General features: G+C 70.8%; 13 protein-coding genes. 6 read left to right on the plus strand and 7 right to left on the minus strand.

Annotation, left to right across the window (positions count from 1 at the left end; translation table 11 throughout):
* Positions 1 to 26 precede the first annotated feature (26 nt).
* Both ACZ5WC_RS00375 and ACZ5WC_RS00380 read right to left on the minus strand, forming a co-directional pair.
* Positions 27 to 404: a hypothetical protein gene (locus ACZ5WC_RS00375; protein ID WP_468538553.1), complete on the minus strand. Its 378-nt coding sequence runs from the start codon at positions 402 to 404 to the stop codon at positions 27 to 29.
* A 103-nt stretch (positions 405 to 507) separates the two neighbouring features.
* Entirely contained in the window at positions 508 to 1,461 is a 954-nt protein-coding gene (locus tag ACZ5WC_RS00380) for a heme o synthase (protein ID WP_179500355.1), read from the minus strand.
* Positions 1,462 to 1,749: 288 nt separating this feature from the next.
* Here ACZ5WC_RS00380 and tkt point away from each other — a divergent pair, with 288 nt between their 5' ends.
* The 5 genes from tkt to pgl are packed head-to-tail and all read left to right on the plus strand — an operon-like array spanning position 1,750 to position 8,362.
* Complete coding sequence (tkt, locus tag ACZ5WC_RS00385) at positions 1,750 to 3,837, plus strand: transketolase (protein WP_468538555.1); 2,088 nt, start codon at positions 1,750 to 1,752, stop codon at positions 3,835 to 3,837.
* Positions 3,838 to 3,871: 34 nt separating this feature from the next.
* Entirely contained in the window at positions 3,872 to 4,990 is a 1,119-nt protein-coding gene (gene tal / locus ACZ5WC_RS00390) for a transaldolase (RefSeq protein ID WP_468538557.1), read from the plus strand.
* A gap of 5 nt (positions 4,991 to 4,995) precedes the next feature.
* On the plus strand, positions 4,996 to 6,528 hold the full coding sequence (gene zwf / locus ACZ5WC_RS00395) for a glucose-6-phosphate dehydrogenase (RefSeq protein WP_096632846.1): 1,533 nt from the start codon (positions 4,996 to 4,998) through the stop codon (positions 6,526 to 6,528).
* A complete protein-coding gene (opcA, locus tag ACZ5WC_RS00400) occupies positions 6,525 to 7,583 on the plus strand; it encodes a glucose-6-phosphate dehydrogenase assembly protein OpcA (RefSeq protein WP_468538558.1) in 1,059 nt (352 codons plus the stop codon). Before zwf ends, opcA begins: the two co-directional genes overlap by 4 nt.
* Entirely contained in the window at positions 7,580 to 8,362 is a 783-nt protein-coding gene (gene pgl / locus ACZ5WC_RS00405) for a 6-phosphogluconolactonase (protein ID WP_468538560.1), read from the plus strand. Before opcA ends, pgl begins: the two co-directional genes overlap by 4 nt.
* Before the next feature lie 91 nt (positions 8,363 to 8,453).
* Here the strand turns inward: pgl and ACZ5WC_RS00410 are convergent, their stop codons facing one another.
* The gene (locus ACZ5WC_RS00410; RefSeq protein ID WP_468538562.1) at positions 8,454 to 9,236 is read right to left on the minus strand and encodes a barstar family protein; all 783 of its coding nucleotides are present in this window, start codon (positions 9,234 to 9,236) and stop codon (positions 8,454 to 8,456) included.
* A 78-nt stretch (positions 9,237 to 9,314) separates the two neighbouring features.
* Here ACZ5WC_RS00410 and ACZ5WC_RS00415 point away from each other — a divergent pair, with 78 nt between their 5' ends.
* Positions 9,315 to 9,677: a VOC family protein gene (locus tag ACZ5WC_RS00415; protein ID WP_468538563.1), complete on the plus strand. Its 363-nt coding sequence runs from the start codon at positions 9,315 to 9,317 to the stop codon at positions 9,675 to 9,677.
* A 76-nt stretch (positions 9,678 to 9,753) separates the two neighbouring features.
* Here ACZ5WC_RS00415 and ACZ5WC_RS00420 read toward each other — a convergent pair whose 3' ends face one another.
* Genes ACZ5WC_RS00420 through pgi form a run of 4 tightly spaced genes read right to left on the minus strand, consistent with a single transcriptional unit; the run spans position 9,754 to position 14,344 of the window.
* Positions 9,754 to 10,593, minus strand: coding sequence for a poly-gamma-glutamate hydrolase family protein (locus tag ACZ5WC_RS00420; RefSeq protein WP_468538565.1), 840 nt, complete (start codon positions 10,591 to 10,593; stop codon positions 9,754 to 9,756).
* A gap of 40 nt (positions 10,594 to 10,633) precedes the next feature.
* Positions 10,634 to 12,178 (minus strand): PH domain-containing protein, encoded by a 1,545-nt coding sequence (locus ACZ5WC_RS00425; RefSeq protein WP_468538567.1) that lies wholly within the window; start codon positions 12,176 to 12,178, stop codon positions 10,634 to 10,636.
* On the minus strand, positions 12,175 to 12,681 hold the full coding sequence (locus ACZ5WC_RS00430) for a PH domain-containing protein (RefSeq protein ID WP_468538568.1): 507 nt from the start codon (positions 12,679 to 12,681) through the stop codon (positions 12,175 to 12,177). Before ACZ5WC_RS00430 ends, ACZ5WC_RS00425 begins: the two co-directional genes overlap by 4 nt.
* Before the next feature lie 4 nt (positions 12,682 to 12,685).
* Positions 12,686 to 14,344 carry a glucose-6-phosphate isomerase gene (gene pgi, locus ACZ5WC_RS00435; protein ID WP_468538570.1) on the minus strand — a complete coding sequence of 553 codons (1,659 nt, stop codon included), beginning with the start codon at positions 14,342 to 14,344 and terminating at the stop codon, positions 12,686 to 12,688.
* Between the last annotated feature and the right edge of the window lie 54 nt (positions 14,345 to 14,398).

Raw genomic sequence — 14,398 nt, forward strand, 5'->3', positions numbered from 1 at the left:
GGAGGCGGGGAAAGCGCCCGTGCCGTTCAGCGGTCGTTGGAGGGGCCGCCGATCTGCATCCCGGCCATCCGGGACCACTCGTACGGGCCGGTGCGGACCTTGAGCGCGAATTCGCCGTCGAACTCCTCGTGCAGCGTGATGCCGGACTTCTTCGCCGCGCTCTCGGCGACGGCGTAGGTCGGTGCGACGAGGTCGCCCCAGGCGCCGTCCTCGCCGACCAGGACGATACGGGCGCCCGCCTGGCCGATGTAGGCGAGCTGCCCCTCGGCGCCGCCGTGCTCCTTGGCGAAGGAGCCGATCTCGCGGGCGAGCTTCGCCGCCCTGCGGTCCGCGCGCGCCGCCTTCCTGGCGTCGGTGCGCGAGGTCTGCTCGGTGTCTGCCGCTTCTGCTGCCTTCTCTGCCATGGACAGGATGCTACCGACGAGTAGATCAACTGGCGACGGGCGGGTCACGTGGCTTGTGCCACGTGACCCGCCCGTCGGCCCTTGAGTCGGCCCTTGAGCGTGCTCAGCGGAGGAAGGGGTCCACCGCGACGGCGAGGAAGAGGAGGGAGACGTAGGTGATGGACCAGTGGAACAGCCGCATCTCCTTGAGCTTGCCGCCGGTCACCCCGGCCCTGGCCCGGTTCTGCAGGCCGTGGGCCTCCCAGAGCCAGAAACCGCCCGCCAGCAGGGCCACCGCGGTGTAGAACCAGCCGGTGTAGCCCAGCGGGGTGAGCAGGAGGGAGACTCCGACCATCACCCAGCTGTAGATGACGATCTGCCGGGCGACCACCCGGTTGGAGGCGATGACCGGGAGCATCGGGACGCCGACCCGGGCGTAGTCCTCCTTGACCTTCATCGACAGCGGCCAGTAATGCGGCGGCGTCCAGAAGAAGATGACGGCGAAGAGGATGACGGCGGCCCAGGAGAGGGAGTTCGTCACGGAGGACCAGCCGATGAGCACCGGCAGGCAGCCCGCGATCCCGCCCCAGATGATGTTCTGCGAGGTGCGGCGCTTCAGCAGCATCGTGTAGACGACGACGTAGAAGAGGAGCGCGCCGAGCGCGAGGGCGGCGGAGAGCCAGTTGACGAGCAGCCCGAACCATAGGGTGGAGACCACCCCGAGGGAGATGCCGAACACCAGGCACTCACGCGGGCTGACCATCCCGGTGACCAGCGGGCGCTGCGAGGTGCGGTCCATCAGCGCGTCGATGTCGCGGTCGATGTACATGTTGAGCGCGTTGGCACCGCCGGCGGAGAGATAGCCCCCGACGGTGGTGGTGAGAACGAGCCACAGGTCGGGTACACCCTGGGCAGCGAGGAACATCACCGGAACGGTGGTGATGAGCAACAGCTCGATGATCCGTGGCTTGGTAAGCGCCACGAATGCCTTGACGCGGGCCCCGAACGGGCGATGGCCCCCTGGGCTGGGAGTCAAGGCGACCCCTGCGGGTCGGGACTCGACGGCCGTCACGCACACCCCTGACAGAGAAATCCCAGCAAGCTCCGGGCGTGGAGGCCCGGTGAAGACTTGCGCGAACCCGACCACTGTAGACGTTGGGGATACGCCGTCCTTCGCGGGGGTGGGGTCGTGTTGGGGGTGACTGTGTACCCGGGGGGGCGCTTTCCGCCGGGAGGCGAACCGACCGGCTCGCCCGCACCCTGGAAAGTGCTCGGAAAGTGTCCCCCGCGGCGGGGGTAGGCTCGACAGCGCCCGGTGCGGTAACAGTCACCGGTTTACGACAGTGGAGAGGAGCCCTGACTCAGGGTGAGCATCAAGCCGACCACCACAGACCTCCAGTGGACCGATTTGGACCAGCGGGCCGTGGACACCGTCCGCGTCCTCGCCGCGGACGCCGTACAGAAAGTCGGAAACGGCCACCCGGGCACGGCGATGAGCCTGGCTCCTGCCGCGTACACCCTCTTCCAGAAGGTGATGAGGCACGACCCGGCGGACGCCGACTGGACCGGTCGCGACCGGTTCGTCCTCTCCGCGGGCCACTCCAGCCTGACCCTCTACATCCAGCTCTACCTGGCCGGTTACGGCCTGGAGCTCGATGACCTCAAGGCCTTCCGCACCTGGGGCTCCAAGACCCCGGGCCACCCGGAGTACGGCCACACCGTCGGCGTGGAGACGACGACCGGGCCGCTGGGCCAGGGTGTCGCCAACGCCGTGGGCATGGCGATGGCCGCCCGCTACGAGCGCGGTCTCTTCGACCCGGAAGCGGCCCCCGGCACCTCCCCGTTCGACCACATGGTGTGGGTCGTCGCGGGTGACGGCTGCCTCCAGGAGGGCATCTCGGCCGAGGCGTCCTCGCTGGCCGGGCACCAGAAGCTGGGCAACCTGGTCCTGCTCTGGGACGACAACCACATCTCCATCGAGGGCGACACGGAGACCGCGGTCTCCGAGGACACCCTCAAGCGGTACGAGGCGTACGGCTGGCACGTCCAGCGTGTCGACCAGCTGCCCAGCGGCGACCTGGACCCGGCGGGTCTGTACGCGGCGCTCCAGGCGGCCAAGGCCGAGACCGAGCGCCCCTCGTTCATCGCGGCCCGCTCGATCATCGCCTGGCCCGCCCCGAACGCCCAGAACACCGAGGCCGCGCACGGCTCGGCGCTCGGCGACGACGAGATCGCGGCGACCAAGCGGGTCCTCGGCTTCGACCCGGAGCAGACCTTCGAGGTATCCGACGAGGTCATCGGCCACACCCGGCAGGCCCTGGACCGCGGCCGCGAGGCCCGTGCCGAGTGGGACAAGGCGTTCGCCGCGTGGCGCACCGCCAACCCGGAGCGCGCCGCCGCCTTCGACCGGATCTCCGCGGGCGAGCTGCCCGAGGGCTGGGAGGAGAAGCTCCCCTTCTTCGAGCCCGGCAAGGGCCTGGCCACCCGTGCCGCCTCCGGCAAGGTGCTCCAGGCGCTGGGCGAGGTCGTGCCCGAGCTGTGGGGCGGCTCCGCCGACCTCGCGGGCTCGAACAACACCACGATCGACAAGACGTCGTCGTTCCTCCCGGCGGGCAACCCGCTGCCGGAGGCCGACCCGTACGGCCGGACGATCCACTTCGGCATCCGCGAGCACGCCATGGCCGCCGCCATGAACGGCATCGCGCTGCACGGCAACACCCGCATCTACGGCGGCACCTTCCTGGTGTTCTCCGACTACATGCGCAACGCGGTGCGGCTCTCCGCGCTGATGCACCTGCCGGTGACCTACGTGTGGACGCACGACTCGATCGGTCTCGGCGAGGACGGCCCGACGCACCAGCCGGTCGAGCACCTGGCCGCGCTGCGCGCCATCCCGGGCCTGAACATCGTGCGCCCGGCCGACGCGAACGAGACCGCCATCGCCTGGCGCGAGATCCTGCGCCGCTACACCAAGGTCTTCGGCAAGGGCGCCCCGCACGGTCTGGCGCTGACCCGGCAGGGCGTGCCGACGTACGAGCCCAACGAGGACGCGGCCAAGGGCGGTTACGTCCTGTTCGAGGCCGAGGGCGGCAAGCCGCAGGTGCTGCTCATCGCCACCGGTTCCGAGGTCCACGTCGCCGTCGAGGCGCGCGAGCAGCTCCAGGCGGCCGGGGTGCCGACCCGGGTGGTCTCGATGCCGTCGGTCGAGTGGTTCGAGGAGCAGGACCAGGCATACAAGGACAGCGTGCTGCCGCCGTCGGTGAAGGCGCGCGTCGCCGTCGAGGCGGGCATCGGCCTGACCTGGTACCGCTACGTCGGTGACGCCGGGCGGATCATCTCGCTGGAGCACTTCGGGGCCTCGGCCGACGCGAAGGTGCTCTTCCGCGAGTTCGGCTTCACGCCCGAGAACGTGGCCGCCGCCGCGCGGGAATCTCTCGCCGCCGCCACACGCTGACGCCGGTGTATACGACTAGTAGGAGATGCAACTCATGACAGACGCACTCAAGCGCCTCTCCGACGAGGGCGTGGCGATCTGGCTCGACGACCTGTCGCGCAAGCGGATCACCTCCGGCAATCTGGCCGAGCTGATCGACCAGAGCCATGTCGTCGGCGTCACCACCAACCCGTCGATCTTCCAGAAGGCGATCTCGTCGGGCGACGGTTACGAGCAGCAGCTCACCGACCTCGCGGCCCGCAAGGTCACCGTCGAGGAAGCCCTCCGCATGATCACGACGGCGGACGTCCGTGACGCCGCCGACATCCTGCGCCCGGTCTTCGACGCGACGGACGGCCAGGACGGCCGGGTCTCCATCGAGGTGGACCCGCGCCTGGCGCACAACACCACGGCCACCGTCGCCGAGGCCAAGCAGCTGGCCTGGCTGGTGGACCGGCCGAACACCCTGATCAAGATCCCGGCGACGAAGGCCGGCCTGCCGGCCATCACCGAGGTCATCGGCCGGGGCATCAGCGTGAACGTGACGCTGATCTTCTCGCTGGAGCGCTACCGCGCGGTCATGGACGCCTACCTGGCGGGCCTGGAGAAGGCCAAGGCCGCGGGCCTGGACCTCTCCAAGATCCACTCGGTCGCCTCGTTCTTCGTGTCCCGTGTGGACACCGAGATCGACAAGCGGCTCGACGCAATCGGCTCGGACGAGGCGAAGGCGGCCAAGGGCAAGTCCGCGCTGGCCAACGCCCGGCTGGCCTACGAGGCGTACGAGGAGGTCTTCTCCTCCGACCGCTGGGCCGCGCTCGACAAGGCGCAGGCCAACAAGCAGCGCCCGCTGTGGGCCTCCACCGGCGTCAAGGACCCGGCGTACAAGGACACGCTGTACGTCGACGACCTGGTCGCGCCCAACACGGTCAACACCATGCCGGAGGCGACCCTGGACGCGGTGGCCGACCACGGCCGGATCACCGGCGACACCGTCACCGGCGGCTACGACCAGGCCCGCGCCGACCTCGACACGGTCAACAAGCTCGGCATCTCGTACGACGACGTCGTGCAGGTGCTGGAGGACGAGGGCGTCGAGAAGTTCGAGGCGTCCTGGAACGACCTGCTCAAGTCGACCGAGGCAGAGCTCGACCGCCTCGCCCCTTCGGAGGGCTGACCACTTTGTCTGGTGTTCCCGGAGCCAACCCGCTCCGTGACGCCCAGGACCGACGGCTCCCGCGTATCGCGGGGCCGTCGGGCCTGGTCATCTTTGGCGTCACGGGCGATTTGTCCCGTAAAAAGCTGATGCCCGCCGTCTACGACCTGGCCAATCGCGGCCTGCTGCCGCCGGGCTTCTCGCTCATCGGTTTCGCTCGCCGCGACTGGGAGGACGAGGACTTCGCCCAGGTCGTCCATGACGCCGTCAAGGAGCACGCCCGTACGCCGTTCCGCGAGGAGGTCTGGCAGCAGCTCATCCAGGGGATGCGCTTCGTCCAGGGCAACTTCGACGACGACGAGGCGTTCGAGACGCTGAAGGCGACCATCGAGGAGCTCGACAAGGCACAGGGCACGGGCGGCAACTTCGCCTTCTACCTGTCGGTGCCGCCGAAGTTCTTCCCCAAGGTCGTCCAGCAGCTCAAGAAGCACGGCCTGGCCGACCAGAGCGAGGGCTCCTGGCGGCGTGCCGTCATCGAGAAGCCGTTCGGCCACGACCTGGCCAGCGCGCAGGAGCTCAACCAGCTCGTGCACGCCGTCTTCCCGCCCAACGAGGTCTTCCGGATCGACCACTACCTGGGGAAGGAGACGGTCCAGAACATCCTGGCGCTGCGGTTCGCCAACACGATGTTCGAGCCGATCTGGAACCGGTCCTACGTCGACCACGTACAGATCACGATGGCCGAGGACATCGGCATCGGCGGCCGGGCGGGCTACTACGACGGCATCGGCGCCGCCCGTGACGTCATCCAGAACCACCTGCTCCAGCTGCTGGCGCTGACCGCGATGGAGGAGCCCGGCTCCTTCCATCCCAAGGCCCTGGTCGCCGAGAAGCTCAAGGTCCTCACCGCCGTCGAGCTGCCCGAGGACCTCGGCAAGCACACGGTGCGCGGCCAGTACGCGCACGCCTGGCAGGGCGGCGAGGAGGTCCTCGGCTATCTGGAGGAGGACGGCATCGACCCCAAGTCGACGACCGACACCTTCGCCGCGATCAAGCTGACGATCAACAACCGCCGCTGGGCGGGCGTCCCGTTCTACCTCCGGACCGGCAAGCGGCTCGGCCGCCGGGTCACGGAGATCGCGGTCGTCTTCAAGCGCGCCCCGTACCTCCCCTTCGAGTCCGGCGCGACCGAGGAGCTCGGCGGCAATGCCCTGGTCATCCGGGTCCAGCCGGACGAGGGCGTCACCGTGCGCTTCGGCTCCAAGGTCCCCGGCACCTCGATGGAGGTCCGGGACGTCACGATGGACTTCGCGTACGGCGAATCCTTCACGGAGTCCAGCCCGGAGGCGTACGAGCGGCTCCTCCTGGACGTCCTGCTCGGCGACGCCAACCTCTTCCCCCGTCACCAGGAGGTCGAGCTCTCCTGGAACATCCTCGACCCGATCGAGGAGTACTGGGACAAGCACGGCAAGCCCGCGCAGTACGCGGCCGGGACCTGGGGTCCGGCCGAGGCGGACGAGATGCTCGCACGCGACGGACGGAGCTGGAGGCGGCCATGAAGATCGATCTCACGGAAACCACATCCAGCAAGATCAACCAGGCACTGGTCTCGGCCCGCCGGGCCATCGGCACCCCCGCCATCGGCATGGTGCTCACGCTGGTCATCGTCACCGACGAGGAGAACGCCTACGACGCGCTCAAGTCGGCCGGTGACGCCTCGCGCGAGCACCCCTCGCGGATCATCGCGGTGATCAAGCGGGTCAGCCGCTCGCCGCGGGCCCGGCGGGACGCCCGCCTGGACGCCGAGGTCCGGGTCGGTTCCGACGCGGGCACCGGTGAGACCGTCGTCCTGCGGCTCCACGGCGAACTGGCCAACCACGCCCAGTCGGTGGTCCTTCCGCTGCTGCTGCCGGACGCCCCGGTCGTGGTGTGGTGGCCCGAGGGCGCGCCCGCCGACCCGGCGAAGGACCCGCTCGGGGCCCTCGCCCAGCGCCGGATCACCGACGCCTACTCCGCCGAGCGCCCGCTCGACGAGCTGGCGGTGCGGGCCGCGGCCTACAGTCCGGGCGACACCGACCTGGCCTGGACCCGGATCACGCCCTGGCGCTCGATGCTGGCCGCCGCGCTCGACCAGCAGCCCGCCGAGGTCATCGGCGCGACCGTGGAGGGCGAGAGCGACAACCCGAGCTGCGAGCTGCTGGCCATGTGGCTCGCGGACCGGCTGGGCGTCCCGGTGGAGCGCACGCACTCCGGGGGGCCGGGGCTCACCGCGGTCCGGATGGAGACGAAGAACGGCGTCATCGTCCTGGACCGCCCCGACGGCTCGCTGGCCACGCTCTCCATGCAGAACCAGCCGGACCGCGCGGTGGCGCTCAAACGGCGCGAGACCGCAGAGCTGCTGGCGGAGGAGCTGCGCCGGCTCGACCCGGACAACACCTACGAGTCCTCGGTCAAGTTCGGCGTCGAGAAGCTGCACCAGGGCGGCGACGTCACGGCCACGCCCCTCGGCCGCGCGTCGGACACGGCGGGCTCGGCGGACAAGCCGGAGAAGTCCGCCGAGCCGAAGGCGCCCGCGGCGAAGAAGGCCCCGGCCAAGAAGGCGGCCGCCAAGTGACGCCTCCTCAGCTCGTCGTGCACCGTGACAAGGAGCTGATGGCGCAGGCCGCGGCGGCCCGGCTGATCACGAAGATCGTGGATGCCCAGGCCGCCCGTGGCCATGCCTCGGTGGTGCTGACCGGCGGGCGCAACGGCAACGGCCTGCTGGCGGCGCTCGCCGCCGCGCCCGCCCGGGACGCGATCGACTGGGCACGCCTGGACCTGTGGTGGGGCGATGAGCGGTTCTTGCCCGAGGGGGACCCGGAGCGCAATGTCACCCAGGCCCGCGAGGCGCTGCTCGACGCGGTGCCGCTGGACCCGGCCCGGGTCCACCCGATGCCCGCGTCGGACGGCCCGCACGGCAAGGACGTGGGCGACGCGGCAGCGGCGTACGCGGCCGAACTGGCCGCCGCAGCGGGCCCCGAGGACCACGGCCCGGTGCCCACGTTCGACGTGCTGATGCTGGGCGTCGGCCCGGACACGCACGTGGCCTCGCTCTTCCCCGAGCTGCCTGCCGTACGGGAGACGGAGCGCACCGTCGTCGGTGTGCGCGGGGCGCCCAAGCCTCCGCCGGTCCGGGTCTCCCTCACGCTGCCCGCGATCCGCGCGGCGCGTGAGGTGTGGCTGCTGGCGGCGGGCGAGGACAAGGCGGAGGCCGCGGCCATCGCCCTGTCCGGGGCCGGGGAGATCCAGGCCCCTGCGGCGGGCGCGTACGGGCGCAGCCGGACGCTGTGGCTGCTGGACGAGCCGGCGGCCTCGCGACTGCCGCGCGCGCTGTATCCGCCGGCCTCTGCCTGAGCCCCGGCACTTCGCAGGCCCGGACCGCTTCCACCGAGCGGTCCGGGCCTGCGGCGTGACAGACGCGCCGCTCAAGGAGCGGCGCGGAACATCACTCCGAGGACAGCTCGGTCTCCACACCGCACTCCTCGAACAGCGCGAGAACGCTCTCGGTGAAATCGCTGCCCAGCGCCTCGCGGGAGGCCGCGAAGTTCCGCCACACCAGGCGGAACGGCGTCGCTCCGTCGCGCCGCATGGTCCGAAGGCAGTCGACGACCGCGTCGCGGTTCGAACCGAAGTAGCCGCCGGGCCCGTTGACGGCTTCTCCCAGGGCGCAGTAGAAGCCTGCCCTCGTGCTGATCCCGGTGCCGTCGATGACCGCCGTCCCGTCGGTCTCGTAGCGCGTCGCATTCCGCCCGGAGTCGAACCAGGCGGTCTGCACGACGTGCAGCCAGCTCTCGTGCCAGTCGGACGGGTAGCGGGCCCATTCTCCGCGCTCGACGGGTCGGTCCGTGGCCCACTTCCGCCAGATCTCTCCGGCCCGGGGGTACTCGCAGGTGTGTCCGAAGGAGTAGTCGAGGTCGGGGCGGTCCGCGCCGGAGGGCACGAGCTCGTGCCGGAACGCGGCGATCACCCTCCCGAGGTGGTACGCCCCGATTGTCCTCCCCTGCCGGTCGACGACCTGGAGCTCGGCCCGCTCGGTCTTCCGCCGGGCACGGCCGACCTGGTGCGCTCGGACGAAGGTGACGGTGACGGCCTCCGGCGGCTCCGGGTCCTCCTCCACGAAGTAGCCGCGGAGGTCCTCGGCGGCCAGAAGGAGCTTTCCGGACTCCTTGTCGATAAGTCGGTACAGGATGCCCTGCGTATCGTCGATGCCTTCGTTCTCGGGGCTCATGCGTGACCATTCCGTTCAACGTGAAAGCCGAAGCCGCGCGACGCGTCGGCGCAGCCCGCGGCATGAAAGGCTCGGCCCATGGTGCATATCGGAACCGTGGTGATGGGCGCGTCCGACGTACGGCGGGCCGCCGCCTTCTGGAAGGCGGCACTGGACTACACCGAGCGCGAGCCGGGCACGGACGACTGGGTGGTACTGGTCCCGGTCGAGGGCCCGGGCGTCGGGGTGGCGCTGGGCCGCTCCGCCTCCCCCGTCCAGGAAGTCCCCCGGGTCCACCTCGACCTCTACTCCGACGTCCAGGAGGCCGAGGTGGAGCGGCTGATCCGGCTCGGTGCCGAAAGGGTCGCGTGGGAGCTTTACCCCCCGGACCCGGACTTCGTGGTGCTCGCCGACCCCGAGGGCAACCGCTTCTGCGTCATCGACACGACGCACGGGGGCTGAGGCGCCCCCGGAGTGCTGGGGGCCTGGAGTGTTGGGCGCCGGGGGCCTGGAGTGCTGAGGTGCTGGGGCCCTGAGGTCAGAGGACGACCTGGTCCGATCCCTGCTCCAGCTTCGTGATCGCGGCCCGGCAGGCGCCGACGAAGCGGTCGAAGAGCGGGGTCGTGCTGCCGGCCCGGCCCGCGCGGGTGTTGACCGTGAACATGGCGGCGCGCAGCTCCGTGGTGAGCTCCAGCTGACCGCCCTTGGCGAGCATCGTGCGGTTGACGGGGTTGACGCGGTTGACCCCGGCCAGGTTGGGCACCTCGCTTCCGTCCCGCCAGGCGATGCCGACCGCGTCGAACTCCGCCTTGAGCAGGGTCTTGAAGCGGGTGTTCAGTCCGCCGACGACCACGGCCTGCGGGCCGGTGCCCGCCTGCGCCGACGTGCAGCCGTGCAGGCTCAGCACGTTGAGGCTGCTCGCGGCCATGGAGAGGGCGACGTGGTCGTCGCAGTTCTTGGCGGTGACGTGCAGATCGCGGTTGCCGGAGGAGCGCAGCCCCTCGAACATCCAGTAGTCGAAGACCCCGTGGCCGTCCTGGAGGGGCTCCAGCGTGGCGGGGTGGTAACCGGCGATGGCGAGGCAGAGCTCGGAGGTTCCCATCTCGATGCCGCCGCCGTGCATCGCCATGACCGTGGTGCGGTTGTACGGATACCTCTGCGGGAGCGAGTGGTCGGTGTACTCGTGCCTCTTGTAGCGGCGGGCGAACTCGACGCCCTCCTTGCCCGCGAGCTTCTTGTAGAGGTCGGAGTTGGAGGTGTAGATGTCCAGGTCGCCGGTGGCATGGGCGTCGGTCGCGGTGATCGAGCCCAGCAGCGGGCCGCTGACGGCGGCGGTGGCGAGGGCGGTGAGCACGGTACGGCGGTGGGTGAAGGTCATGATCGACATCGTCGCCGACGGCGGCCCCGCTGCCCAGGGGTCAGGTTGTGCAGTCGGTCACGGGCCGGTCGCCCCGACGGTGGTCCGGGCGCTCCAGGAAGGGTTCCAGCAGTCCCGGTACGGCCTCGGCGGCGAAGGTGAGGCCCTCGCTCGCGTCGGTGTCGTAGGCGGTGTACGCGCCCCCGCCGGCGGCGGTGGTGGCCGTGATGCTGAGCAGCCCGGCGCGGCGCTGGAAGACCGACTGCTTGACCGTCCAGCCGATCACCCCGGCCCGTTCCAGGGCAGCGGTGGAGCGGCGGACCGTGCCGGAGCGGGTCACCAGATAGCGCCCGGAGAGTGCGTGCCCGAGCCCCCGGTATGCGTCCAGGGCCAGGGCCACCGCCAGCGGAACGAAGACCACCGCGCAGCCCAGGGCGATCCAGAGCAGCACAGGGGTGAGCAGGGCCCCGAGGAGGACGAGGAGCAGGAGGGGGGCCAGGGCCGTGGCGAGCGACCAGCGCAGTCGGCGGCCCCGGGCGGCGTACGGGTGGCGGATCAGCGTGGCGCCGGTCGGGGTGACCGCCTCGCGCAGCACATCGGCGGCGACGGTGTCGGCCCTGGGCCGGGGCACCGCCGGAAGCAGGGTGTTGTGGTCTGCGCTCTGGCCCTCGTGGTCCTTGGCGAGCCCGGTGGTGATGGCCTCCAGCCGGGCCGCGCCGAGCAGCCGGACACCGAGCGGCTCGACCAGGTCGACGCCGCGCAGCCGGGCCTCCTCCACGGAGATCGACCGGGAGGTGAACAGCCCGCGCCGCACCCGCAGCGTGCCGCCCGGCTCGCGCTCCAGGCGGTAGTTCCACCACATCTCGATCCAGAGGCCGAGCGCCCCGGCGGCGCCCGCGACCAGGGCCGCCACGACCAGGCTGAGGATCACCCAGGTCAGCGGGGTGTCCCGGAAGCGGTCGCCGACCCAGGCGATGACCGCTCCCTGGGCCCCGACCCAGTCGCTGATCTGCATCACGGCTCCGGCCGCCGCACCGCCGAGCATGGGGGCGACGAAGGAGACCGGGGCGTAGCGGATCCACCGGGGGTCCAGCACCGCCAGCTCGCCCTCGCGGTGGCCGCCGGACTGCGGGGCCGCGGCGCGTTCCAGCAGCAGACGGCGCAGCCGCTCGCCCTCGGCTCGGGTGACCGGGTCCAGGGTGAGCGTCGAGTCGTGGCCCTGTTCCCCCGTGCCGATGCGGACGGTGACCAGGCCGAGGAGGCGCAGCAGCAGGTTGGCGGTGAGGTCGACCGTGCGGATGCGTGTCCGGGCCAGGGAACGGCGCTTGACGAGGAGCAGGCCGGTGTGGAGCTCGACGTGCTGATCGCCGATGCGGTAGCGGGTGCGGTGCCAGCGGACCCGGTCGGCGCCCGCCGCGGCCGCGATGACCAGGAGGGCCCCGGCCAGCGCCCAGAGGACGGCGAGGGGGAGGCCGAGCCAGCGGGAGAGCCCGAGGGTGGCGGGGATGGCGGCGCCCGCGACGACGCCCGCCACGACGACGGCGGCGACCAGAACCGTACGGGGGTCGAGACGGCGCCAGTCGCCTTCCGGGGCGGCGGCGCTCATGTGGCGTCGCCCGGGGTGTCGCGGGTGATGCGGGTGAGCTGCCGGGCCAGTTCGGCGGCCACCTCGTGGTCCAGCCCCTGGATGCGTACCGCGCCCTTGGCGGAGGCGGTGGTGACCGTGACGGTGGCGAGCCGGTAGAGCTGCTCCAGCGGGCCCCGTACGGTGTCGACGGTCTGGATCCGGGACATCGGGGCGATCCGCCACTCCTGCCAGAAGAACCCGGTGCGGACGTACACCGCGTCCTCGGTGATCTCCCAGCGGTGCGTGCGGAACCACCACAGGGGGAGGAGGACGGTGGCCGCCGCCCCCGCCGCGGCCAGGACCGCGGCGGACAGCAGCAGCCAGAAGCGGGCGGGGCCGATCAGCGCGCCCAGCACCACGAGCGGCACGACGTGCCCGACGGTGAACAGCAGCCACTGGACCCGCCACCAGCCGACGGCCCGCTCGTTCAGCGTGTTGCGCGGCGGCCGCAGCCGTACCGTCGTCCCCTCCCCCGGTGCCATGGGCTCAGCGCCCCCGCAGCGTGCGGTAGGCGGCGACCAGGGCGGCGGTGGAGCTGTCGAGCTGCCCGGTGTCCGCGCCGCTGTCCCCGGTCAGGAGCGGCTCGATCTTCTTGGCGAGGACCTTGCCCAGTTCGACGCCCCACTGGTCGAAGGAGTCGATGTTCCAGATGGCGCCCTGGACGAAGACCTTGTGCTCGTAGAGCGCGATGAGCTGACCGAGGACCGAGGGGGTGAGCCGGTCGGCCAGGATCGTCGTCGTGGGGTGGTTGCCCCGGAACGTCTTGTGCGGCACCAGCGCCTCGGGCACGCCCTCCGCACGGACCTCGTCGGGCGTCTTGCCGAAGGCGAGGGCCTGGGTCTGGGCGAAGAAGTTGGCCATCAGCAGGTCGTGCTGGGCGATGAGGCCGGGCAGCAGATCGTGGACCGGGGCGGCGAAGCCGATGAAGTCCGCCGGGATCATCTTCGTACCCTGGTGGATCAACTGGTAATACGCGTGCTGCCCGTTGGTGCCGGGGGTGCCCCAGACGACCGGGCCGGTCTGCCAGTCCACCGGGTTGCCGTCGCGGTCGACGGACTTGCCGTTGGACTCCATGTCGAGCTGCTGGAGATACGCGGTGAACTTGGACAGGTAGTGGCTGTAGGGCAGCACCGCGTGCGACTGGGCGTCGAAGAACTCCCCGTACCAGACGCCGAGGAGACCGAGCAGGAGCGGGACGTTCTCCTCGGCGGGGGCGGTGCGGAAGTGCTCGTCGACGAGGTGGAAGCCGTCGAGCATCTCGCGGAACCGCTCCGGGCCCACCGCGATCATCAGCGAGAGGCCGATCGCGGAGTCGTACGAATAGCGGCCGCCGACCCAGTCCCAGAACTCGAACATGTTGCCCGTGTCGATGCCGAATTCCTCGACCTTCTCGGCATTGGTCGACAGGGCCACGAAGTGCTTGGCGACGGCGTCCTGACCGGCCCTCAGCTCGGTCAGCAGCCAGTCCCGGGCGGAGGTGGCGTTGGTGATGGTCTCGATCGTGGTGAACGTCTTCGACGCGACGATGAACAGCGTCTCGGCCGGGTCGAGATCGCGGACCGCCTCGTGCAGGTCGGCGCCGTCCACGTTGGAGACGAAGCGGAGGGTGAGAGCGCGGTCCGTGTAGGAGCGCAGCACCTCGTACGCCATGGCGGGGCCGAGGTCGGAGCCGCCGATGCCGATGTTGACGATGTTCTTGACGGGGCGGCCGGTATGGCCGGTCCACTGTCCTGTCCGGACCTTCTCGGAGAAGGCGGCCATCTTGTCCAGGACGGCGTGGACACCGGGTACGACGTTCTCGCCGTCGACCTCGATCACCGCGTCGCGCGGGGCGCGGAGCGCGGTGTGCAGGACGGCCCGGTCCTCGGTGGTGTTGATCTTCTCGCCGCGGAACATGGCGTCCCGCAGCTCGGCGACGCCGGTCGCGGCGGCGAGCTCGCGCAGCAGGCGCAGCGTCTCGTCGGTGACCAGGTTCTTGGAGTAGTCGACGGAGAGTTCGCCGACCCGGAGGGTGCAGTCGGCGGCGCGGTCCGGCTGTCGCGCGAACAGCTCGCGCAGCCGCGTCGCTCCGAACTCCTCACGGTGCTTGGCGAGAGCCGCCCACTCGGGCGTCTGGTTGAGCTTGGCTCGGCTTGCTGCGTTCATCCGGGATATCAGCCCACTTCTTCTCGTACCTCAGCATCCCCGCTGCCCCTCCAA

This window comes from Streptomyces sp. NPDC033165 (assembly GCF_055577965.1).